The sequence below is a fragment of the Hymenobacter persicinus genome (genome assembly GCF_004167665.1).
Classification (GTDB): domain Bacteria; phylum Bacteroidota; class Bacteroidia; order Cytophagales; family Hymenobacteraceae; genus Hymenobacter; species Hymenobacter persicinus.
This window is the reverse complement of sequence record NZ_SEWE01000010.1, coordinates 14,418-37,253: the sequence shown is the minus strand read 5'-3', so window position 1 is coordinate 37,253 and position 22,836 is coordinate 14,418. Positions and strand designations below refer to the sequence as shown.

Genomic DNA, 22,836 nt, shown 5'->3' with positions numbered 1-22,836 from the left:
CGGAGAGGCTGCATTCTTCGGCAAACCTGGTTAGCTTGCGTATCTAATCCACTCCTTTGTCATGGGTCTGTTCGACTTTCTGAAATCCAAAAAAGATTCTGCCGCACCCGCTGCGCCCAGCCCTTCCACCCCGGCTCCGGCAGCCTCCGCCGCCGACTCCCCGGCCCCGGCCGGTCCGCGCTACAAAGGCGCCAGCTATACGTCTCCCGCTCCCGAGCCCGTGCCGGCACCGACGCTGCCCCCACTGCCGGCCATGCCCGAACTGCCACCCTTCCAGCCGGTCAACATCCTGGAGGAGCTGCTCTTCAACGCCGCCTCCCAGCCCGAGTTTCGCCCCGATTTCTACCGGGCCCTGCTCGGCGAACAGCTCATCGTGGTGATGCTGCCCAAGGAAGGCGACACCACCGGCGGGGAGGTGCAGCCCACCGAGGGCATGGAAATCCAGCTCCAGGTGCTCAACGACGGTAAAATTCCGGTTTTCTCGTCCCTGGAGCGCCTCTACGAAGGCGGCATGGAAGTCGACTCCGTGCCTTACCTGCGCGTGCGCGGCATCGAGTTCTTCCAGATGATTCAGGGAGCCGAGTGCGCCCTGAACCCCTTCTCGCCCGTGGGCAAGCTGCTGCCCGCCGACGAGCTGGCCGACTTGCTGGCTGGCCGCCTGTTTCCCGGCGGCGAGGAAGCCATGGCCCAACAGGTGCCCGTGCTGCTCGGCCAGCCCGCCGACTACCCCACCCAGCTGATCGAGGCCCTGCGCGCGTTCAGCGTCGAAAAGTCCTCCATCCAGGCCGTTTACATTGCCCAGGTGCAGCTCCAAGACAACTCGGGCCCGCCCCGTCTGCTGCTGGCCTTCCACACCGACGACAACGACGCGGCGTTCCTGCAGGAGCTCGGCCCCGTGGTGCAGGGCAACATCAGTGACCATGAGCTGGTCGACGTACTCGTGCTTGACCCCAACTCTCAGGAGCCGCTCAACCAGTACTTCACCACCGTGGAGCCGGTCTACAAGCGCGCGTAACCGCTACTTTTCAACGCCAACGCGGGCTCCCGATTCGGTTCGGGAGCCCGCGTTGGCGTTTCCGGCAGGACGAGGAAAGCTAGGCCGCGTTCTGCCGGGCCAGCAGGCGGCGAAACAGGGGGCGCAGGCCGAAGTTCAGGGCCAGCCCCAGCGGCACCATGGCCAGGGCCCAGAGCAGCAAAGCCCCCAGGCCGGCGTGCCAGAGCAGCTGCAGAGCGCGGCTCCAGTCGTGGGCAAACAGATACTTGAGGCGCTCCAGGGTCAGGTCGGGCGTCTGCCCGTTGTGCCAGAGCAGAGCCCCCAGCCGCAGCAGCGGAATGAGTAGCAGCAGCTGCAGGGGGCTCATCAGATGCCCCACGAGCAGCATGGCGGCCACGTTCAGGCGCAGGCGCACGGCCACGAAGGTGATAAGCAACGTAGTGATACCCAGCACCGGCACCAGGCCCAAGGCCACGCCCCAGGCCACCGTCAGGGCCAGCTGCGGGGGCGTCAGGCCCTGGCGCAGCAGGTTGCGGACCGGGTCGAGCAGGTAGCGGCGCAGCCAGTTGGCGGACCGGGGTGGCGTGGGGGGTGGAACTGGCGGAGCAGGTGAAGCAGCGGACACGAAAATCGGGGTTAAGGAAGGCGGGGCTTTCGGCACTCGTGCGCTACCTTCGTAGCCTGCCGCCGCCGGCACCGCGCCGCGGGTAGTATGCCCTTACCATGACAAAAGTACGCGAGTCGGGTCAGCCCCGGCCCAAAGTCTGGACTGATTTCTTTTTTCTGCTGCGCCGGGCGGGACTTGAGCTGGGCAGCCACGACCCGCTCCGGCTGGGGGCGGCCACCGCCTTTTTCACCACATTTGCCCTGCCCCCCATCCTGATTATCCTGATTCAGCTGCTGGGCAAGCTCTACACGGCCTCCGGAGTGCGGGTGCTGCTGCTGGGCAAGCTTTCGGCCCTGCTGGGCACCTCGGCCGCGGAGCTCGTCGAGCAGATTCTGCTCAACGTGACCAACGTGGAGCGCAGCCGCCTCGTGACCTGGCTGGGTTTCGGCTTTCTGCTGTTCGTGTCTACCACCCTGTTCGTGGTCATTCAAAACTCGCTCAACCAGCTCTGGCAGGTGCGGCCGGGGCGCAAGGCGGGGCGCTTCGACAAGATTCTCAAGGAGCGGGCCCGCTCCCTGGGGCTGCTGCTGGCCACGGCCTTGCTGTCGATGCTGGCCTTTCTGACCGACGCGGCCCTGGCCCTGTTTGCCGACTACATCCACGACTTCGACCCCAACTTCGCCTACTTCCTGATTCAGGTGCTGAACCAGATTACGTCCCTGCTGATTCTGGCGGCCTGGTTCAGCGTCACGTTTCGCAACCTGAGCAGCGCCCACGTGCCCTGGAAGGCCGTCTGGCGCGGGGCCATTGTCACGGCCCTGCTCATTGACCTGGGGGAGTTTGTGCTGGGTCACTTGCTGGTGCCCCGCAACCTGGGTCCCATCTACGGGGCGGCCTCCAGCATCGTGCTGGTGCTGCTGTTCGTGTTTTACTCCGCCATGATTTACTACTTCGGCGCCTGTTTCACGAAGGTCTACGCTCACTACGCGGGCATCGACATCCGCCCCAAAAAGCACGCCGTGCGCTACCGTCTCGTCGACATCGTGGAAGACAAAAAGTAACCACCCCCGACTCCTCCGACTACACTTTTCGGTTTAACCACGCTGCTCTGCCTCCAGCGGGCCTTTGCGGAGGCTCCGTTTGGCCCTGAGGCTTCGTTGGCTCCTTTGCTGCTCCAGAAGTATCGGCGCTGGATAACCCGGCCCAGCACCCGATTGGACAAAAGGAATACGGGCCCAGGCTGGCGCGTGCTGGCTGCCGCCGAAATCCGGCGTACCTTTGCAGCCCACATTTTCGTTTCGCATGCCCTCTTTCGCCGACCTTGGCCTTGCCCCTTCCCTGCTCCAAGCACTGGAAGAGCTGACTTTCACCACGCCCACCCCCGTTCAGGAGCAAGTTATTCCCATGGCCCTCGCCGGCCAGGACGTGGCCGGGCAGGCGCCCACCGGCTCGGGCAAGACGGCCGCCTACGGCCTGTCGATTCTGCAAAATCTGGATTTGAAGCTCGACGCGGTGCAGGTGATTGTGCTCGTACCGGCCCGGGAACTGGCCCTGCAGGTGCGCGATGCCCTCAAAAAGCTGGGTAAATACCTGCCCAATCTGCGCGTGGCGGCTTTCTACGGGGGTCATGCCTTCCGCGAGGAAACGGCCTCCCTCACCCAGCCCCCCCACATTGTGGTGGCCACCCCCGGCCGCCTGCTCGACCACTTCGAGCGCCGCTCCATCGTGCCTAACCAGCTCAAGGTGCTCATCCTCGACGAGGCCGACAAGCTGCTCGAGCTGGGCTTCCAGGACGAGCTGGTCGAAATTGTAAAACGCCTGCCGCGCCGCCGCCAGACCCTGCTGTTCTCGGCCACGATGTCGGATAAGGTGCTGCTGCTGATTCGCAACAACCTGACCCGCCCCCGGGTGGTGCAGTCGGCGGAGGAAGAAGGCAAGCTGCCCGAAAACCTGACGCTGCTGGGTCAGGTGGGCCCCATCGAGAAAAAGCCCGCCGCCCTGCTCCACCTGCTGAACCTGCCCGAAACCGGCCGGGCGCTGGTATTCTGCAACACCCGGGAACGATGTGTGGAGCTGACCCGCTTCCTGCAGGGCCGGGGCGTGGCGGCCGAAGTGCTCCACGGCAAGATGCCCCAGCCCGAGCGCGACAAAGCCCTGATGAAGCTGCGCAACGGCTCCAGCCAAGTGTTAGTAGCTACTGACGTGGCTGCCCGCGGCCTCGACGTGACGGCCCTCGACACCGTCATTCAGTACGACGCCCCCGACAAAGCCGATGCCTTCCAGCACCGGGCCGGCCGCACGGCCCGCGCCGGCGCCGTGGGCACGGCCCACATCCTGGCCACGCCCCACGAGCAGACCCACGTGCAGAAGTGGCCCATTGCCGAGAGCATCCAGTGGAAGCCCCTGCACGCCCCGGCCCTGCCGCCGGCTGCACCCAAGGCCCCCAAGCCCGCCAGCATCACCCTGCACGTATCGGCCGGCCGCAAGGACAAGGTCAGCGCCCACGACCTGGTCGGGGCCTTCGTGGCCCAGGGCGGGCTGGAGCGCACCGACGTTGGCCACATCGAGGTGTTTGACCACTACAGCTACGTGGCCGTGCCGCGCCTGCAGGCCCAAGAAGTGGCCCAGCGCGTGACGGGCGCCAAAATCAAAGGCCGCAAGGTGCGCGTGTCGTTGGTGGAGTAGAGCGGCAGCTTACGGTTAAGCAAAGGCCCAAAAGGACCGTCATGCAGAGCGTCAGCGAAGCATCTCGCGGGGTGTCGTTGGATTAGTAATCTAACGGCGCCCCGCGAGATGCTTCGCTGACGCTCTGCATGACGTTCTGCTTATATCCTATCCGAAACGCAACCCATATACCCTTGCCTACCTCCGAGCCCCGCCAGCTTCTGTTCATCTGCAGCCAGAACCGCTGGCGCAGCCTCACCGCCGAGCGGCTTTTCGACGCGCACCCGCACTACGAGGCCCGCTCGGCCGGAACGGAGCCCGGCGCCCGGGTGCGGGTCACGGCCGGACACCTGGGCTGGGCCGAGGCCATTTTCGTAATGGAGCGCCGCCACGCCGACCGGCTGCGGCAGAAGTTCGGCGCAGCGCTGGCCGGCAAGCCCGTCGTGGTGCTGCGCATTCCCGACCAGTACCAGTTTATGGACCCTGCTCTCCAGCAACTGCTGCTCAACCGACTGCGGGAGCTGCTGCCCCGGCTCTAACGGCGGGGGCGCGCTTTCCACGGCGGGCCCTACAACCTAAACCGGCTCGGGCCGTTTACCCGGCCATGCAATACCTCGTCTGGCTGGCCGTGCTGGCCGTTATTCTGTTTCTGTTTTACCGCTACGTCACCCGCGACGCCCGGGTGAAGGCCGCCGCGCTGGCCGCCGAATTTCCCGCCGCCTGGCGCGAAATACTCAGCACCCGGGTGGCCTTTTACCTGTCGCTGTCCGAAGTGGAGAAGCCCAGGTTTGAGAAGCGCGTGCAGGTGTTTCTGGCCCAGACGCGCATTACGGGCATTCAAACCGACATCGACGACGTAACGCGGGTGCTGGTGGCGGCTTCGGCCATTATTCCCGTGTTCGGCTTTCCCGATTGGGAGTACGGCAACCTGAGCGAGGTGCTCGTGGTGCCCGACGCCTGGAAGGAGCGGCAGGACGCGGGGCAGGAGCACGCCCCGCTGGCCGGCACCCTGCTGGGCTCGGTGCGCAACTTCCAGACGTCCCACTATATGCACCTTTCCAAGGCCTCCCTGGAGCAGGGCTTCCGCGACGGCATGGACCGGCAGAACGTGGGCATCCACGAGTTTGCCCACCTGCTCGACGAGGCCGACGGCGTCATTGACGGGGTGCCGGCCCTGGCGTTTCCGGCCGCCCTGCGCCCCGAGTGGGAAGCCGTAATGGCGCGCGAAATTGCCGCCATCCGGGCCGGGCGCTCCGAAATCAACGACTACGGCGGCACCAACGAGGCCGAGTTCTTTGCCGTGGTCACGGAGTATTTCTTCGAGAAGCCCGAGAAGCTCCAGGCCGAGCATCCGGAGCTCTACGGCCTGCTGCTGCTGGCCTTCCGCCAGAACCCGCGCAGCCGCTTCCTGCAGTGGGCCACCGACCCGCGCCAGTGGCTCAAGACCCTGCGCTCCCGCCGTAAGTTCGGCCGCAACGACCCGTGCCCCTGCGGCAGCGGCAAGAAGTACAAGGACTGCCACTTGCTGACGCAGGCAGCGTAGAGCAACTTTCCTACCGGTGACCGGCTATTCTGCCATCCGCAACCTTCACAAAGCGCAATGTGGAATAGGAGTCTCCGATTAGATTTATCGTTTTACCGTTGAGGTCTAGGTCCACTCCCCAACCTTGTGACCTTCCGTTGGGATACATAAGTATGAGGCTATCCGCTGTCAGATGAATTATGGCCCCTCGTAGGTAGTAGTTGTCTAGACCGCCATGTCTTGTCTCTGCTCTATGGAAGGGCTGCGTATTTCCATCACCAAAGACCCGGTCCCCATAGAAAGCTGAGTCTTGGGTAATGAGTAATTCCATTCTGCCATATTCCTTTTCGTCCCTGTCCCTAGCTAACCACGTTCCTTGCAAATTGCGGTAGGAAAAGATGATGAATTTCAGCTCATCCCAGGCGACTACGGTTCCAGTCCAAATCAATAGGGTCAAAAGAATTGCCAGCCCAGCCTTGGCAGCTACAGAAAAAGTGGTGATAACGCCCTGAACAATTGGTTTAATCATCGAATAGCATCTACGAAGCTGAATCCAGCCAAAAATACAGCTTGCGCCGGTCCGAGTCGGCGCTTTTTTTAGCTTTGCTCTATATGAGCAAAAATCATCTTCCCATCCTAGCCGTAGCGCTGCTTTCGGCCTGCGCGCCCACCGCCAAGGTGCCCACCACGACGCCTGATACGGCCGCCACCGTCGAAACGCCGCCCGCGGCCCCGCCGGCGCCCGTCGACTGGAGCCGGCAGGCCGATGAATTTCTGACCGGCTACTCCACCGAGTACCAGCGGCTTTACACCCAGTCGAGCGAAGCCGAGTGGCGCTCCAACACCCACATTGTGGCCGGCGACTCGACCAACGCCGTGGCCACGGCCCGGGCCAACGAGGCCATGGCTGCCTTCACCGGCAGCGCCGACAACATCAACAACCTGCGCCAGCTGCTCGAGCACAAAGACCAGCTCCAGCCTTTCCAGATCAAGCAGCTCCAGACGGCCCTCTACAACGCCGCCAACTCGCCCCAGACTATTGCGGACGTGGTCAAGCGCCGCATCAAGGCCGAAACCCAGCAGACCGAGAAGCTCTACGGCTTCGACTACAAATACGCGGGCAAATCGGTGACGACCAACGACCTGGACGAGCTGCTGCGCAAGGAAAACAACCCGCAGAAGCGCCAGGCCATCTGGGAAGCCAGCAAGGCCATCGGCCCCACGCTCAAGGACGGTCTGCTGAACCTGCGCGGGCTGCGCAACCAGACCGTGCAGGCCCTGGGCTACCCCGACTACTTCACCTACCAGGCCTCCGACTACGGCATGAGCCGGGAGGAAATGATGACGCTCGTGCGCCAGCTCAACGACGAGCTGCGCCCCCTCTACCGGGAATTGCACACCTACGCCCGCTACGAGCTGGCCAAGAAGTACGGCGTTAAGCAGGTGCCCGACTACCTGCCCGCCTCCTGGCTGCCCAACCGCTGGGGCCAGGACTGGAGCGCCATGGTCGACGTGAAAGGTGTAAACCTGGACGCGACGCTGGCTAAGAAGGGCGCCGAGTGGCAGGTCAAGCAGGCCGAGCGGTTTTACCAGAGCCTGGGCTTTCAGGCCCTGCCCCCGGTGTTCTGGGAGAAAAGCAGCCTGTATCCGCTGCCCAAAGGCGCTACCTACAAGAAGAACAACCACGCCTCGGCTTGGCACATGGACCTCAACCAGGACGTGCGCAGTCTGATGAGCGTGGAGCCCAACACCGAGTGGTACGAAACCACCCACCACGAGCTGGGTCACATCTACTACTACCTCACCTACTCCAACCCCGAGGTGCCCGTGCTGCTGCGCCAGGGAGCCAACCGCGCCTACCACGAGGCCATGGGCAGCCTGATGGGCCTGGCCGCCACCCAGAAGCCGTTCCTGGTGGGCCTGGGCCTCCAGGACCCGAAAGCCAAGACGGACCAGACCCAGACGTTGCTGAAAGAGGCCCTGAACTACGTGACGTTCATCCCGTTCTCCTCGGGCGTGATGAGCGAGTGGGAAAACTCCTTCTACGCCGACAAGCTGCCCGCCGACCAGCTCAACGCCAAGTGGTGGGAGCTGGTGAAAAAGTACCAGGGCATCGTGCCGCCTACCGCCCGCGGGGAGCAGTACCTCGACCCGGCCACCAAAACCCACATCAACGACGACCCGGCCCAGTACTACGACTACGCCTTGTCCTACGTCATCCTGTTCCAGCTCCACGACCACATTGCCAAGAAAATCCTGAAGCAGGACCCGCACGCCACCAACTACTACGGCAGCAAGGAAGTCGGCACCTTCCTGGCCGACATCATGCGCCCCGGCGCCAGCAAAGACTGGCGCGCCGTGCTCAAGGAAAAAACCGGCGAGGACCTTTCCGCCCGCGCCATGGTCGAGTACTTCCAGCCCCTGATGGTGTACCTAAAAGCCCAGAACAAGGGGCGGAAGTACACGATGTAATGAACGTACCTAGGAAGCCGCTTGCACTTTGGGCCCTTGCTCTAGCGGTTTACGCGGTTGATTTACTTTTGACCAGTCATGATAAAGGAGCACAAGATCCAGCCTTATTTTGGCTCGACCTTATTTCTGGCGTATGCATAGAAATCTTCCTTGCCGGCATAGTCACAGCTCTAGTAAGCGTTTTCCCCTTCAAGGGCACTTATTACCTGCAAAGGGTAGCTCGTTTTTTTCCTGCCGTAGTTGTCTTGCTTGCACTCGTTTTTTTTATTTTTAACAGGTTATAGTGGACAAAAAAAAGCCCAGCAGATACGCTGGGCTTTTTTTTACATCATGTGGTCGAATCTTACCCCGCCACCTGCCCCATCCGGCGTTTGAGCACTTTGGCCACGCTATCCAGGCGGCGCTCAATGATTTGGGCTACGTCATCGTCGTCGAAGTCGATGCGGCCGTTGCGGGAGGTGAGGTAGCGGGCCAGGGCGGCATTTTCGTCGAGGTTGTCGGCCAGCTCGGCTTGGGCAGCTTCCCATTCTTCCTGCTGCCCGGCGCGCAAGTACTTCACCCGCAGCTCGATGGTCTGACTGACCAGCTTAGCCAGCCGGGCTAGCACGGCCGTTTCTTTCTCCGAAAGCGTGCGAAACTCCCGGCCAATGACGGCCAGCATGCCCACCCGGGCCCCGTCGGGCATCTGCAGCGCCGAGCCGGCGTAGAATTTCAGGCCGATGGCCTGGGCCACGTCGGGCTTGATGAGCGTGCAGCTTTCGGGCTTGTAGTCCGATTGGACCACGGGCTCATCCTGCAAAATGGCTGCCGAGCACATGCTTTCCACCCGCGGCAGCCCGGGAATTCCTTCCGCCCCGGTCACCGACTTAAACCACACATATTCGTCGTCGACGAGGGAAATCAGGGAAATCGGGCAGTTGAAGAGCTGGGCCGCCCAGGCCGTATAGTCATCGAAAATCGGCTCGGGCGTGGTATTAACGATGTCGTACTGATGGAGCGTGCGCAACCGGGCCGCGTCGTTGGCGGGCACCAGGGACTCCGGGAAAGTTGTCGTCATGTAAAAAGCTAACGGTTCAGCTTCCTAATAGTTGGCTTCACTCGACGGCAGGTCAATCAAAATAAACTGAGCGTCTTTGCGGGCCCGAATCTGCACCACGTGCTCATCGGTCATGCGCGCCTGGTCGTTAGGCCCCAACTCGGTGCCATTGACGTAGATGGAGCCCTCCTTGACGTAGATAAAGGTGTTGCGAATGGGGAAAGTCTTGAACTCGATTTCCTTGTCCTCGCGCAGGTTGGCCCAGTAAATAGTGGAGTTGGAGTTCATGTACACCACGTCCTCGAGCACCTTCTGGCCCGATACCAGCGGCACCAGCTCATTTTTGGAATCGAGGAAATCCAGGTCTTTCTGCTCGTAGCTGGGGGCGAGGCCCTTCTGATTGGGCAAAAACCACAGCTGGTAAATGTGCAGGGGCTTGTCGGTACGGTTCATTTCGCCGTGGGCTAGGCCGGTGCCGGCCGTCATGCGCTGCACTTCGCCCTTCGGGATGGTCGTCTGGTTGCCCATCGTGTCCTCGTGAGTTACCTCGCCGTCGAGCACAAGGGTCACGATTTCCATCTCGGAATGCGGGTGCTGGGGAAAGCCGGAGTTGGGCGCAATGCTGTCGTCGTTGAACACGCGCAGGGGGCCGAAATGGATGTTTTTTGGGTCGTAGTAGTCGGCGAAGGAAAACAGGAAGTAGCTGCTCAGCCAGCTCACGGGCGCGGCGTGGTGACGGTCGGTAGCGGGAATGTACTTCAGCATGAGGGCGTGGAGTTGGAAAGGTGGCGGATTGCCTACCACATACGCGCCAAGGCCGGGGAAGTTAGCAACGCCCCCAAACCGGCAATGCCAGCCCCGGACGGGACTGGCTTTGCGGCAGCATGAGCCTGCAGGCTTAGCCGTGCAGACTATACCTTTTTCATGGTGCTGACCTGCTGCTGCAAATCAAGCACGATGCTAGCCAGGCGCGTGAGCGAAAGGTCGGCAATGGGGAAGGTGCTGCTGATATAGGACTTGGCCTCCCAGATTTCCACCACGTCTTCCACCCCGATTTCGTAGGGCGAATACACCGGGTTGTCGGAGTGCAAGGACAACGTGGCGCCGTCCTTGAGCTTGTTGAAGACGCGCTTAAACACGATGCCTTCCTTGCTGCTCACCACGATGCACGGCGTGCCGTCCTTGAGCGTGAGCCAGTCGTCGACGTAGCGGCCCACGATAACGGTGCCCGAGGCGATGGGCAGCATGGAGTCGCCGGCAATTTCGAAGGCGCGGTAGGTGCCGCCGCTGCCGAGCATGGGCAGGCGGAACTTGGGCAGCTCCTCGATAAACTCCGGGTCGGCGTAGCCATTGAGGTAGCCGGCGGCCGCCTTCAGGGGCACCAGCTCGATGTTTTCGTTCTGGTCTTTGTCGACGGTAAGGGCCAAGATGCGCAGGTTGCCGGCCGGGCGCGTCGGGTTTGGATCATCCGACACGATGGGCGTCACCTGGCGCAGGGCGGCCTTCTGCACGCTCTTTTTGGTGAAATCATTGGTCACCAGCTGGTCGAGGGAGATGCCGAACAGGCGGGCCATGTTGACGAGGGTGGTGAGCTTGGGCTCAGCGCGCCCTTCCTCATAAGCCCCTACCAGTGAACGTTTTATATTTAGCTTTTCGGCCATTTGCGCCTGCGTCAGGCTCAGTTCGCGCCGCCAGAATTTCAGGTTGGTATTGATCATCGCTTCGGGAGGGCCGGGAAATGCTTCGACATCAAAGGGTTACCGGCTCGTGAAATTAGCAACAAAGCCGCAGCTTTACTAATTCAATTAGTTTTATTTTTTTCTGAAAAAGTTATCCCCACATCCCAGCACCCCGTGGCTCTCCTACAGACTATCAGTAGCGGCCCGGGCCGTAATTACCCCTGGCTCGACCCACCACTCGTTGTTTTCCCAGTAGTCGTCCCAGCCCAGGTGCACGTACTTGGGGTTGACTTCGGGCCCCCTCTCCCCCACGTTGAAGTTTTTGAGCACTGAGTCCCCGTAATTCCAGAGGTAGTAGGCCAGTACCACAGGCTTCTTCCGCGCGGGTGCGTAGCTGGTCCAGGTGCCCTCCAGCTTGATGCCCGCATTCCTGGAAGGGGTCTGCGGAGTCAATGACTCAATTCTGAGTTCCCCGTTTCCGGCCACGACGAAATCAACTACCACCTGGCCCGCAAACAGCCCGGCGCCCCGGTGCACAGAGTCTTCCCGGAGCTGAAATTCACCCAGCGCGGAGTAAGCACTCGGGTTCTGCTCCCGGGCTGCCGAGCGACTTGCCTTGCTTTGCGGTGGCGAGGGCTGGTCTTGCACCTGGTCCAGGGTTATATAGCCCGTAAGGGGCGTGACCGTTTTCTTGTAGCGGCTCATACCCCGCACCCAGTACCGGTTGGTGGTACTGGTATCCCGGGACACTTCGCTGAAAAACAGCTCCACCCGGTAGTGGTCGGCGCCCATAAAGCCGTTGAGCGGACCATCGTCGCGCAGCAGGAGCTTTCCCACGGCATAATTCTTTAAAAATTCCTGCATTTCGGGAGCCGGCGGCACTGGCGCCGCTACCGCGGCTTCAACCTGGGCGGGCACGGGCGCGGCACTCACGGCCGCGGCAGCGCTGGCTTCTTTCGCCGCGGGCTGCTGGCAGGCATTCAGACTGAGCAGGGCCAGCAACCCAAGAAAATAACGGGCTTGTGTCATAAGTCAGGAATAGAAATATAGAGACAGTAACGAGGTTCTGCGCGTAAAAAGCGCCAGCTAAGCTACGCGTTTTACCTTACAGCAGGGGCTCCTCGGCCTCGGCCCACCATTCGTCGTTTTCCCAGTAGCGGCTCCAGCCCATGCGGGCGTATTTGGGGTTGATGTGCACGCCCCGGTCGCCGATGCGGAACCGCTCGATGACGGAGTCGGCAATGTCCATGAAGTTGGTGGCCCAGACCAGCTGTATCGGCTCGGGGTGGGCCGCGCTGGTCCAGGTGCAAGTGAACTTGGTGCCTTCGCCGGGCACCGGATAATCCCACTCCGTGCTCTGTCCGGGCATGTAGACTAGGCCGGCCGCGGTACGGGAAAACGTCATGGCAAGCGTGCCGGTCAGGGTGCCGCTGCCCTCTTCGGCCGGGGCTTCGCGCAGGCGGAAGCGGCCGGTGGCCTGGTAGTGAGCCAGGGCCCGGAACCCGGATGGCGGGGCGGTTACGCGCACTTTTTTCACCGTGGTCAGCACAATCGTGCCGGCGAAGGGCATAATTCGGTCCCGTTCCCGGCTTTTGCCCCGCACGTGGTACAGCTGGGGGTTGTGGGCGTCGCGGCGCACGGATTCGTAGACCAGTTCCAGGCGGCGGTACTGGGTGCCCATGCAGCCGAGCAGCACCAGCGGCTGCCCCGATTCGGCATTCAGCCGCCAGAGCGAAGCCAAGTTGTGCTCCCGAAAGAAGGTGGCCGCCGACAAGGCCGGGGCATGACGATTCGCGGGACGGGCTTTGGGGGCGGACGGGGCCGGCGCAGTGGCCCCCAGCGCGACAAGCAGCAGAAGCAGTTTCATGAGCAGGAAGGGAGAGTGAACGAATCAGGATGGTCGGAGCAGCGCATAGGCGGGCCTGTCCGCCCGCAAGGGCGAAGGGTACAGCCAGAAAATCAGGAGGAGCGGAACCGGCCGCTAGGCGTCGGCCAGGGCGGGCTGGGGAGCGGCAAACCGGGCCCCGCGCAGCAGCCGGCGGGCGGCCCCGGCCTGCACCAGCACCTCGGCCAGCACCAGGTTGCCCGTCCACGAGAGCCAGGTAACGGTCAGGTAGGTTTCAATGGGCTTGGTGCCGAAGACGTAGTAGAGCAGGTAGCTTTCCGAGCGCAGACTCAGGGCAGCCAGGGTCACGGCGAAGCTGCGTAGCATCCAGGCGGTGTGCTCTTCCCAACGGCGCTGCCGGGCCAGCCGGTAGGCCTGCCAGGTGCTAAGCCACCACACCACGCATTGCAGAGCAAAGCCTACTTTGGCTACCAGCCCCCCGTTGGCGTAGGCGGCCAGAATCAGCCCCGAGGGTGCGGCCAGGGCCAGAATGGAGCCCACATAGAGCTTGCCCAGGTTGCGGTGCAGCCGGGCGCGGCCCCGAAACCAGCGCGGAAAAAACTGCCCCAGTCCCGCCCCCAGTACCCACAGGCTGCTGGTGATGTGCACGTAGAAACCCAGCCGAAACAGACCATTCGCATTAGTCGCCTCCGACTTGGTGGTCAGGAAATGAATGCCCGGCTCGAAGCTCAGATAGGGCCAGACCTTGGTAGCCATCAGCCCAGCAAAGGCGGCCACCACGGCGCCGGCCAGGAATTGAAAAAGACGGGGCAAGGTCAGTGGGGCGGGCATAAGGGGCAGTCGGCGCGGGGCTCGGGCAGTATAACGCGGCTGGTATATTCTTATGATTGAATAAAGCGAATATTTTTTTTAGCAGGTGCCGCGAAGCATAGCCTTTAGCCCAGCTCCCATTCTACGAGCTGGGCCGTGGTATGGGGCGCGACCCCAAAAAAGCCCCGGCGTTGCGCTAACGCCGGGGCTTTCTGCTGAGAAGGGGTTGTACTCATTTCAGAGCACGGATTGCTTCGTGCTCCGTCCTCGCAATGATAGTGCTGCTACTTCCCGCTGAGGCGCTTTTGGTAGAGGCTGGCCAGGCGAAGCTTGAAGTAGTCGTACTTCTCACGCAGGTGGTCGAACAGGTCGCGCAGCTGGGGCTCCCCGCCGAGCTGGGCCCGGGCCGTCATGATTTCGGCGTACTCGCCCTGGCTCAGAAACTCCTCGAGCCGAATCGGACTGCCCTTGGCGTAGAGCGTCTCGATGTGGGAGCGAATAGTCCCCGGGCTTAGGTTGCGGCGCTCGGCAATTTCGTCGATGCTCAGGCCCTGGCGGTGGAGCTGGAAGGTATTGTCGTGGGTGTCGCCGGCCTCGCGGGGTTTGCGGGCGGGCGGGGCCACTTCCAGGTCGAGGGCGGCCTGGTCGGCTTCGGCGGCATCGTCGGGGGAAGGTGCGCCGCCCTGGGCCATAATTTCGCGAATGAACTGCTCCCCGTAGTTTTCGAACTTCTTCATGCCCACGCCCGAAATGGCCAGCATGGCCACCCGGGAAGTCGGCCGCTCGACGGCCATTTCCTGGAGCGTGGCATCCGAGAATACCACGTAGGGCGGCACGTTCTGCTCGTCGGCAATGCGCTTGCGCAGGCTACGGAGCTTCTCAAACAGCTGGGTGCCGGCATCGACGGCCTTGCCCGTGCCGCGGGGCGCTTTTTTGCCCTTAGGCAGCTTTTCGGCTTTCTCGGCGGGCTGAAATTTCTTCATCGGCAGCTGGCGCTGGCCCTGGAGCACGAGCTTGCCCAGCTCGGTGATTTTCAGCGCGTAGCCCTCCTCGTAGGCAATGTAGAGCAGGCCGTCGTTGAGCATCTGGTGGATGTAGCTGTACCAATCCAGATAGGGCAAATCGGCGCCGGCGCCGTAGGTTTTAATCTGGTCGTAACCCCCGCTGAGCACGGCCTGGTTGCGCATGCCGCGCAGCACGTCGATGAGCAGGCCGATGGAGCCCCGCTCCCGCATGCGCACCACCGCCGACAGCGCCTTTTGGGCAATGAGCGTCCCGTCGAAGGTCGTGGGTGGGTTGCGGCAGATGTCGCAGTTGCCGCAGTCGTGGGGCAGGGTTTCGCCGAAGTAGTTGAGCAGGATCTTGCGGCGGCAGCTGGCGGCCTCGGCAAACTGCTGCATGCGCTCCAGCTTGGTCAGGTTGAGCTGGGTGAGGCTGGGGTTGTCTTTGGTGAGCATGTCGCGCAAACTCATCACGTCGGCGAAGCTGTAGAACAGCACCGCCGTGGCCGGGGCCCCGTCGCGGCCGGCCCGCCCGATTTCCTGGTAGTAGCCCTCGATGTTCTTGGGCAGGTTGTAGTGCATCACCCAGCGCACGTTGCTCTTGTCGATGCCCATGCCGAAGGCAATGGTGGCGACAATAACCTGCAAATCGTCCTTCAGAAAGCCTTCCTGCACGGCCGCGCGCTGGTTGGGCGTCATGCCGGCGTGGTAGAAGCCGGCCTTGACGCCCTTCTGCTGGATCTTGGCCGTGAGCGTCTCGCACTGCTTGCGCGAGAGGCAGTAGATAATGCCCGACTCGTTAGGATGACGCTCAATAAACTCCAAAATACCCGCCACGCGGTCCTGCCCCGGGCGCACAATCAGGTTCAGGTTGGGCCTATCGAAGCTGGAGAGGAATACCCGGGGCTCGTGGAGCTTGAGCTGCTGCTGGATGTCGCGCTGGGTGAGGCGGTCGGCGGTGGCGGTGAGGGCAATGATGGGCACCTGGGGAAACTGCTCCCGCAGCAGGCGCAGCTGGGTGTACTCGGGCCGAAAATCGTGGCCCCAGGAGCTGATGCAGTGGGCCTCGTCGATGGCAAACATGCTGATGCGCAGGCGCTTCAAAAACTGCGTAAAACCCGGGGAAACTAGCTTTTCGGGGCTCACGTAGAGCAGCTTGAGGTGGCCGTTGAGGCAGTCGCCGGCAATGGAGTTCTGCTCGGCCTGGCCCACGCTGCTGTTGATGTACTCGGCCGAAATACCGTTGGCCTTGAGCGCCTCCACCTGGTCCTTCATCAGGGCAATCAGCGGCGACACGACCACGCAGACCCCCTCGAGCACCACGGCCGGCACCTGGAAGCACACCGACTTGCCCCCGCCGGTGGGCATGAGCACCACCGTGTCGTGGCCGCCCATGATGTTGCGGATGATATCCTCCTGCATGGGGCGGAAGGAATCATAGCCGTAATACTGTTTCAGGACGCGCCGGGCGGATTCAATCGTGGGCGTGAGGGCTTCGGGGGCAAATAACATTCGGTAAAAATACGACGGTAAAACGGGAGTTGGGGCGCGGCGCGCAAGGTATATCAACTGCGGGCGGGCGGAAATCGTGCACGGCCGACGGTGAATTATGTACCACCATTGCGCCGGGCTGCCCGTACACCCACCTACACTTTTTCCCTCCTCAAGCCCTCTGCCCTATGGACCATTCCGCTCACTCCGCCCCTGCTTCGTCCGCCTCTTCCTCCACCTCCCAGGCCAACCAAGCCGTGCTCGACGCGCTGAGCCGCTGCATTGCCGCCTGCGAAATGTGCGCCACGGCCTGCCTGCAGGAAGCCGACGTCAAGATGATGGTGCCCTGCATCCGCCTCGACCGGGACTGCGCCGACATCTGCCGCCTCACCGCCGCCTTCATTGCCCGCGGCTCCGACCACGCCCGCCACGTGCTCAAGGAGTGCATCGAAATCTGCCGTAAGTGCGCCGAAGAGTGCGGCAAGCACCCCATGGACCACTGCCAGCAGTGCGCCGAAGCCTGCCGGGCCTGCATGGCCGCCTGCGAGAAATTCTAGAGCCTGGCTTGTTTATCCCTACTGCAAATGCGGCTGCCCTGATTGAGGCAGCCGCTTTTGCGTGGGCGGAAAACCAGACCCGCTCCTATTTCAGCAGCTCCAGCACGAGGGCCGTTTTGGCCGGCAGTTGGAGCGTGGTGAGGCTGCCGATGGTTTCGCCGGTCAGCACGTTGCGGGCCTTGGTGAAGCCGGCCATGCGTTCCGCGAAACGGGCCGTGGGCAGCGAGGCGGCTTTATCGGTGGCGTTGGTGGCGACTAGGACGGTGCCAGTGGCATCATAGCGGAAGTAGGCGTAGAGGCCGTTTTCGGGCAGGTACTGCATCAGCTTGCCCGAGTGCAGCACCTGATGGTCGCGGCGGTAGGTGGCCAGCTTTTTCACAAAGTCGAAGGCCTCGTTTTCCTTGGCGGAGCGGCCGGCGGCAGTAAACTTATTTTCCTTGTCGGCGGGCCAGCCGCCGGGAAAATCCCGGCGCACCTCGGCGTCGGTGGGGTCCTTGAAGTTCTTCATCAGGATTTCCGTGCCGTAGTACATGCTCGGAATGCCGCGGGTAGTCAGCAGCCAGGTCAGGCCTATTTTGTACTTGTCGAAGTCCTCGCCCACTTCCGAGAGGTAGCGGTTGTGGTCGTGGTTGTCGAGGAAGGTGACGAGCTTGGTCGGGTCTTGGTACAGCGCGTCCTGGGCCAGGGCCTGGTACACGCGCTGGGGGCCGCCGTCCCAGCTGGTGGCTTCGGGCTTACCCACGTCCTTGAGCGCGCCCAGCAGGCCGCCCTCGAGCACGAAGTCGAGGCCGCCGGGCTGGTTGGACTTAAAGGGGAAAGCCACCTTGTTGCGCACGTAGTAGGCCTGGTCCACCACGTTGCTCACCGCCGACTCGCCGAAGATGTGGATGCGCGGGTACTCGGCCAGCAGGGCCGCGTTGCAGCGGTTCATAAACGGCTGGTCGTTGTACATGTAGGTGTCGATGCGCCAGGCATCCACCCCGAAATTCTCCACGCTCCAGATGGCGTTTTCAATCAGGTAGTTGGCCACGTACGGATTCTGCTGGTTGAGGTCGGGCAGGAAGGGCACAAACCAACCGTCGAGCATCACCTTCTTGTCGAGCTGGGCCGCGTAGGGGTCGGTAATGGGCTGCTGCTTGTAGCTCGTGTTGGTGTAGGTGGGCCACTGGTGCAGCCAGCTTTTCATGGGCAGGTCCTGCAAAATCCAGTGATTCTGCCCCACGTGGTTATACACGGCGTCCTGCACCACCTTCAGGCCGGCGGCGTGGGCTTGGTCGACAAAGCTTTTGTAGGCCGCATTGCCGCCCAGGCGCTGGTCCACGTTGTACTGGTCGGTGAAACCGTAGCCGTGGTAGGCCGCGCGCATCGTGCCGCCCTCATTGGTCAGGGGCTGGTTGTTTTCGAGCACGGGCGTAAACCAGACGGCCGTCACGCCCAGGTCTTTAAGGTAGCCAATGTGCTGGGCGGCGCCCTGCAAGTCCCCGCCGTGGCGGAAGAAGGGGTTGGCGCGGTCCATGTTCGGGTCGGCCATGTCGGCAAACTTATCGTTCGACGGGTCGCCGTTGGCAAACCGGTCGGGCATGGCCAGGTAGATGAAGTCGGCATCCGTGACGCCCTGCCCCTTGGGTGAGGCCGTGCGGGCCCGCAACTCCCAGGTCCGGGTGATGGTCAGCCCACCCTTTTTCCCGACAATCTGCACCTTGCCGGGCTTGGCGGTGGCGGCAATGCCAAGGTCGAGGAAGGCGTAGTTCGGGTTGTCGACCGAGTTGGTCTTGACCAGCTTCACGCCCGGGTACGTGATGGTGTAGGTGAGCGTACCGGCCTGGGGGCCGTAGACGAGCAGCTGCACGTTCGGGTTTTTCATGCCCACCCACCAGTTGGTCGGGTTGACGCGGGTAATGGCGGGGCCCGACTGAGCCGGGGACAGCACGGGCAGCAGCAGGGCCAGCAGCAGGCCAGAACAGCGTAGTTTCATACGGGAAGCGGGAATTTTTTGGAAAGGGCAGAAGACCAGGCCAGCCGGGGCAAACCAGCCGCAATACTAGTAATTAATGACGCAACTAAACCGGCTGCTTTGGCCGGGCCAGCTGCCGGGGCGTGGCTTCGCGTCTTCACATCGTGCGGAAGCCTTTCCCTACTCCTGCTCCGGCCGGGCGGCTTTGCGCGTGCCCTGGTAGAGCTCATACTTGAGCAGGCGGCAGTCTATGGGCCCGTTGAAGAGCGGAATCCGGCGCGAGGCTTTCAGCCCCACGCGCTTGGCAGCCTGCAGGTTGCCGGTGAAGATGTAGGCGTCGTAGCCCTGAAAGCTCGTTTTGAGCGTGTCGCCGATGGTTTTGTAGAGGCCCTCCATTTCGGTTTCGTCCCCGATTCGCTCCCCGTAGGGCGGATTCATCACCACCAGGCCGGGCGCCTCCTTGGCCGGGGCCTTGGCGTCCTTCACGTCGCGCACCGAGAGGCGGATATAGTCCTCCAGGTCGGCGGCTTCCACGTTTTGCCGGGCCAGCTCAATGAACTCCGGCAACAAGTCGGAGCCGGCCAAATACGCCTGCGGCTCCTCGAGACGGGCACTGCGGGCATCCATTTTCACCGACTCCCAGAGGGCGCGGTCGAAGTCGGGCCAGTTTTCGAAGGCAAACTTGCCCTGGTGATACAGGCCCGGGGCAATGCGCTGGGCAATCAGGGCGGCCTCCGTGAGCAGGGTGCCCGAGCCGCACATGGGGTCGATGAGCGTTTTTTTGCCATCCCAGCCCGCCAGCAGCAGCAGACCCGCGGCCAGGGCCTCGTTGAGGGGCGCGGCGTTGGTTTGCTGGCGGTAGCCGCGGCGGTGCAGGGAGTCGCCGGAAGCATCGAGGCTGAGCACCACCTCGTTTTCAATCATGTGCAGGTGGAGCCGGATGTCGGGGGTTTTCACGTCGACGCTGGGCCGCACGCCGGTGCGGTTCCGAAACTGGTCTACAATGGCATCCTTGGTCAGCTGGGCCACATACAGGGAGTGCTCGAACGTGGACTTGTTGACGACGGCCGTGATGGCGAAGGTCTGGTCGGGGCTGAGGTACTCGCTCCAGTCGAGGCGGCTTACCTCGCGGTACAGGGCTTTTTCGTCGGGAGCCAGGAAGTGGGCGAAGGGCTTCAGGATGCGCACGGCGGTGCGGCACCACAGGTTGGCCTCGTACAGCAGCTGCTTGGTACCGGTAAACTCCACGGCCCGCTGCCCGATCTTCTCAATCTTTGCGCCCAGGTCGCGCAACTCCTGGGCCAGCACTTCCTCCAGCCCAAACTGGGTGGTGGCCGTCATAAAAAAAGCGGAGTCGCGGCGGTTTTCGGACATGAAGCGGGTCGTTAGGTGCGAAGGGAAGCGGCAAAGGTCGGCAAAAGGCGCGGGTGGACCACCAAGCCCGGCGGCTGAAGCAGGCGGAAAGCTTTGCGCGACATTCCTATCTTTAAGGCTTCACCCATTCTTCCCTCCCGCCTGCATGGCCGTTCCCGTTTCTACTTCCTCTCCTGCCACCACCGCCGCCCCGACCCGCTCCTACGCCGGGCCCATGGTGCTGATGACAACCCTGTTTTTCCTGTTCGGGGCCGTCACCAACTTCAACGACGTGCTGATGCCCTACCTCAAGGACGTCTGCCAGCTCACGGATCTGCAGTCCTCACTGGTGCAATCAGCCTTTTTCGGGGCCTACTTTCTGATGTCGTTGCCCGCGGGCCGGGTGCTGGAAAAGCTCGGGTTCAAGCGCGGCATCGTGCTGGGGCTGCTGGTTATGGCCCTGGGCGCGCTGCTGTTTGTGCCGGCCGCTAACTCCCGCACCTTCGCCCTGTTTTTGCTGGCGCTGAGCTTGCTGGGCGCCGGCATCACGTTGCTGCAGGTGGCGGCCAACCCCTACGTGTCGGTGCTCGGACCGGCCCGCACGGCGGCCAGCCGGGTCAGCATCGTGGGCGTGGCCAACGGGCTGGGCGGCACTATTTCCCCGCTCATTGGCGGCCTGATCTTGTTTGGCGGCTCCACGGTGCTCAAGGCCCAGCTGGCGGCCCTGCCCCTGGAGCAGCGCCTGACTCAGGAAGCCACGCTGGTCAAGCCCCTCTACCTGGGGCTGGCCTTGTTTCTGGCGGTGCTGTCGGCCCTGTTTTTCCTGGTGCGCCTGCCCGAAATTGAAAGCATCCCGGCCGAGGAAGAAGCGGCCACGGCCGAGGCCTCGGGCTTTGCCGGCCGCCGCTCCGCCCTCGACTTCCGCCACTTGGCCCTGGGCGTGGCAGCCATTTTCGCCTACGTGGGCGTGGAAGTCGGGCTGGGCTCGTTTCTGATCCGCTACGGCGAAAGCCAAGGCATCAAAGAGCTCAGCGGCTTCACCCAGCAGCTGGTGCGCAGCCTGAGCCTGGCCACGGGCTGGGCCGGCGCCCTGTTTGGCCACGCCCCCGAGCCCATCGATACGAACTCCGGCTTCACCAAGGCCGTGGGGGCGGTGCTGGTGTCCTCGTACTGGTTTGGGCTGATGGTGGGCCGCATTATCGGCATTCCGCTGCTCAGCCGCTTCAACGCCCGCAAGCTGCTGGTGGGCGTGTGCGCGGCCGGCACCTTGTTCGTGCTGGCCTCCATCTTCAACCACGGCGAAACGGCGCTGTGGCTGGTGGTGCTCTGCGGGGTGTGTAACTCCATTATGTGGCCCGTCATTTTTCCCTTGGCCATCACCGGCCTGGGCCGCTTCACCAAGCAGGGCTCCTCCTACCTGATTATGGCCATCGTGGGCGGCGCCATCATTCCGCCGCTGATGGGCTTTGTGGCCACCCACGGCGGGGGCCTGCGCGTGGCTTTCATTCTGCCCGCGCTCTGCTACGCCTACCTGCTCTACTACGCCGTGAGCGGCTACCGGGTGCGGTAAGCGCCGCCGTTTGCCCTTCGTAAAAAGCCCGCAACCCGCGGGCTTTTTTTATTGCCGCCCGAATAAGCTGCCGCGTGTCGGCGCAGCCCGCCCGAACATTTACCTTTGTCGCAAATCCAGCCGCTTTCCCATGCCTGCTCCCCAGCTCGAACACCACGTTTCCCTGCGCCCCTACAACACCTTCGGCCTCGAAGCCAAGGCCCGCCTGTTTGCCCGCTTCCGCAGCGTCGACGAGCTGCGCGCCCTGCTGGCGTTGCCCGAGGTGCAGCAGGCCGAAAAGCTGGTGCTCGGCGGGGGCTCCAATCTGCTGTTCACCCGGGACTTCGACGGCATCGTGCTTAAAAATGAAATCACCGGCCTCGACATCACGGCCCAGGATGAAGCCACCGACACGGCCCTGGTGCGGGCCGGGGCCGGCGAATCCTGGCACGGATTGGTGCAGTACACGCTGAGCCAGGGCCTGAGTGGTATCGAAAACCTGTCGTTGATTCCGGGCACGGTGGGCGCGGCGCCCCTGCAAAACATCGGGGCCTACGGCGCCGAGCTCAAAGACACCTTCGACCACTTGGAAGCCGTGGAAATCAGCTCCGGGCAGCTGCGCACCTTCACCCACGAGCAGTGCGGCTTCGGCTACCGGGAAAGCGTGTTCAAGGGCCCGCTGCGCAACCAGTTTATTGTTACGGGCGTGGTGCTGCGGCTGCGGCGCCGCCACGAGCTCAACACCAGCTACGGGGCCATCAGTACCACCCTGGCCGATATGGGCATCGAAACTTCGCCCACGCCCCAGGACGTGAGTGAGGCCGTCATCCGCATCCGCCGCAGCAAGCTCCCCGACCCGGCTCAGGTTGGCAACGCGGGCAGCTTTTTCAAAAACCCGGAGCTCAGCCAGGCCAAGTACGACGCCCTCAAGGCCCAGTACCCCGCCCTGCCCGGCTACCCCGTGCCCGGGGGCGTGAAGGTGCCCGCCGCCTGGCTGATTGAGCAGTGCGGCTGGAAGGGGCGCCGCTTCGGGGCCCACGGCGTGCACGACCAGCAGGCGCTGGTGCTCGTCAACCACGGCGGGGCCCAGGGCGCCGACATCCGGGACCTGGCCCAGGACATTATTGCCTCCGTGCGCGAGAAGTTTGGCGTGGAGCTGCATCCGGAGGTCAACATCCTCTAGCGGCGCGCCCGGAGTCCGCTGAGGATCAGCCAAGCCCCAAAAACAAGCTCAACGCTATATTAAATGCCGCGGCTTTGTGCAAATAGGCTGGGAATAGGCATATTTGTACAAACTGACC

The 22,836-nt window shown here is 62.9% G+C and carries 20 protein-coding genes; 9 read left to right on the top strand and 11 right to left on the bottom strand.

Going from position 1 to position 22,836, the window contains the following annotated elements:
- Window positions 1-61: 61 nt before the first annotated feature.
- Window positions 62-1,015, top strand: a complete 954-nt coding sequence (locus EWM57_RS06640; protein ID WP_129920355.1) for an enhanced serine sensitivity protein SseB C-terminal domain-containing protein — start codon at window positions 62-64, stop codon at window positions 1,013-1,015.
- Between the two features lie 79 nt (window positions 1,016-1,094).
- Here the strand turns inward: EWM57_RS06640 and EWM57_RS06635 are convergent, their stop codons facing one another.
- Window positions 1,095-1,619: a DUF2062 domain-containing protein gene (locus EWM57_RS06635; protein ID WP_165370438.1), complete on the bottom strand. Its 525-nt coding sequence runs from the start codon at window positions 1,617-1,619 to the stop codon at window positions 1,095-1,097.
- 98 nt (window positions 1,620-1,717) lie between these two features.
- On the opposite strand from EWM57_RS06635, the gene EWM57_RS06630 reads away from it, so the two are divergent.
- The 4 genes from EWM57_RS06630 (at window position 1,718) to EWM57_RS06615 (ending at window position 5,808) form a co-directional block, all read left to right on the top strand.
- Complete coding sequence (locus EWM57_RS06630; protein WP_129920353.1) at window positions 1,718-2,662, top strand: YihY/virulence factor BrkB family protein; 945 nt, start codon at window positions 1,718-1,720, stop codon at window positions 2,660-2,662.
- 241 nt (window positions 2,663-2,903) lie between these two features.
- Window positions 2,904-4,286, top strand: a complete 1,383-nt coding sequence (locus EWM57_RS06625; RefSeq protein ID WP_129920352.1) for a DEAD/DEAH box helicase — start codon at window positions 2,904-2,906, stop codon at window positions 4,284-4,286.
- 173 nt (window positions 4,287-4,459) lie between these two features.
- Complete coding sequence (locus EWM57_RS06620; RefSeq protein WP_129920351.1) at window positions 4,460-4,804, top strand: low molecular weight protein tyrosine phosphatase family protein; 345 nt, start codon at window positions 4,460-4,462, stop codon at window positions 4,802-4,804.
- Between the two features lie 65 nt (window positions 4,805-4,869).
- Window positions 4,870-5,808, top strand: coding sequence for a M90 family metallopeptidase (locus EWM57_RS06615; RefSeq protein WP_129920350.1), 939 nt, complete (start codon window positions 4,870-4,872; stop codon window positions 5,806-5,808).
- A 10-nt stretch (window positions 5,809-5,818) separates the two neighbouring features.
- On the opposite strand, the gene EWM57_RS06610 is transcribed toward EWM57_RS06615, so the two are convergent.
- Window positions 5,819-6,316, bottom strand: coding sequence for a hypothetical protein (locus tag EWM57_RS06610; RefSeq protein ID WP_129920349.1), 498 nt, complete (start codon window positions 6,314-6,316; stop codon window positions 5,819-5,821).
- An 83-nt stretch (window positions 6,317-6,399) separates the two neighbouring features.
- Here EWM57_RS06610 and EWM57_RS06605 point away from each other — a divergent pair, with 83 nt between their 5' ends.
- Window positions 6,400-8,259, top strand: coding sequence for a M2 family metallopeptidase (locus tag EWM57_RS06605; protein WP_129920348.1), 1,860 nt, complete (start codon window positions 6,400-6,402; stop codon window positions 8,257-8,259).
- Window positions 8,260-8,602: 343 nt separating this feature from the next.
- On the opposite strand, the gene EWM57_RS06600 is transcribed toward EWM57_RS06605, so the two are convergent.
- The 7 genes from EWM57_RS06600 to recQ all read right to left on the bottom strand — a co-directional run bounded on the left by EWM57_RS06600 (window position 8,603) and on the right by recQ (window position 16,143).
- A complete protein-coding gene (locus EWM57_RS06600; protein ID WP_129920347.1) occupies window positions 8,603-9,316 on the bottom strand; it encodes a GAF domain-containing protein in 714 nt (237 codons plus the stop codon).
- Between the two features lie 24 nt (window positions 9,317-9,340).
- Window positions 9,341-10,060, bottom strand: coding sequence for a pirin family protein (locus tag EWM57_RS06595; RefSeq protein WP_129920346.1), 720 nt, complete (start codon window positions 10,058-10,060; stop codon window positions 9,341-9,343).
- A gap of 146 nt (window positions 10,061-10,206) precedes the next feature.
- Window positions 10,207-11,013, bottom strand: a complete 807-nt coding sequence (locus EWM57_RS06590; protein ID WP_129920345.1) for a LexA family transcriptional regulator — start codon at window positions 11,011-11,013, stop codon at window positions 10,207-10,209.
- A 144-nt stretch (window positions 11,014-11,157) separates the two neighbouring features.
- Entirely contained in the window at window positions 11,158-12,003 is an 846-nt protein-coding gene (locus EWM57_RS06585; protein ID WP_129920344.1) for a hypothetical protein, read from the bottom strand.
- 76 nt (window positions 12,004-12,079) lie between these two features.
- The gene (locus EWM57_RS06580) at window positions 12,080-12,841 is read right to left on the bottom strand and encodes a hypothetical protein (protein ID WP_129920343.1); all 762 of its coding nucleotides are present in this window, start codon (window positions 12,839-12,841) and stop codon (window positions 12,080-12,082) included.
- Between the two features lie 114 nt (window positions 12,842-12,955).
- Window positions 12,956-13,633, bottom strand: a complete 678-nt coding sequence (locus EWM57_RS06575; RefSeq protein ID WP_242510000.1) for a DUF2306 domain-containing protein — start codon at window positions 13,631-13,633, stop codon at window positions 12,956-12,958.
- Between the two features lie 281 nt (window positions 13,634-13,914).
- Complete coding sequence (recQ, locus tag EWM57_RS06570; RefSeq protein ID WP_129920341.1) at window positions 13,915-16,143, bottom strand: DNA helicase RecQ; 2,229 nt, start codon at window positions 16,141-16,143, stop codon at window positions 13,915-13,917.
- Window positions 16,144-16,310: 167 nt separating this feature from the next.
- On the opposite strand from recQ, the gene EWM57_RS06565 reads away from it, so the two are divergent.
- Window positions 16,311-16,679 (top strand): four-helix bundle copper-binding protein, encoded by a 369-nt coding sequence (locus EWM57_RS06565; protein ID WP_129920340.1) that lies wholly within the window; start codon window positions 16,311-16,313, stop codon window positions 16,677-16,679.
- An 85-nt stretch (window positions 16,680-16,764) separates the two neighbouring features.
- On the opposite strand, the gene EWM57_RS06560 is transcribed toward EWM57_RS06565, so the two are convergent.
- Together EWM57_RS06560 and EWM57_RS06555 are read right to left on the bottom strand one after the other, a co-directional pair.
- Window positions 16,765-18,654, bottom strand: coding sequence for a glycoside hydrolase family 13 protein (locus EWM57_RS06560; protein ID WP_129920339.1), 1,890 nt, complete (start codon window positions 18,652-18,654; stop codon window positions 16,765-16,767).
- A 159-nt stretch (window positions 18,655-18,813) separates the two neighbouring features.
- Entirely contained in the window at window positions 18,814-20,007 is a 1,194-nt protein-coding gene (locus EWM57_RS06555) for a THUMP domain-containing class I SAM-dependent RNA methyltransferase (protein ID WP_129920338.1), read from the bottom strand.
- A gap of 145 nt (window positions 20,008-20,152) precedes the next feature.
- On the opposite strand from EWM57_RS06555, the gene EWM57_RS06550 reads away from it, so the two are divergent.
- Window positions 20,153-21,556 carry a sugar MFS transporter gene (locus EWM57_RS06550; RefSeq protein WP_165370437.1) on the top strand — a complete coding sequence of 468 codons (1,404 nt, stop codon included), beginning with the start codon at window positions 20,153-20,155 and terminating at the stop codon, window positions 21,554-21,556.
- A 130-nt stretch (window positions 21,557-21,686) separates the two neighbouring features.
- A complete protein-coding gene (murB, locus tag EWM57_RS06545) occupies window positions 21,687-22,718 on the top strand; it encodes a UDP-N-acetylmuramate dehydrogenase (RefSeq protein ID WP_129920336.1) in 1,032 nt (343 codons plus the stop codon).
- Window positions 22,719-22,836 lie beyond the last annotated feature (118 nt).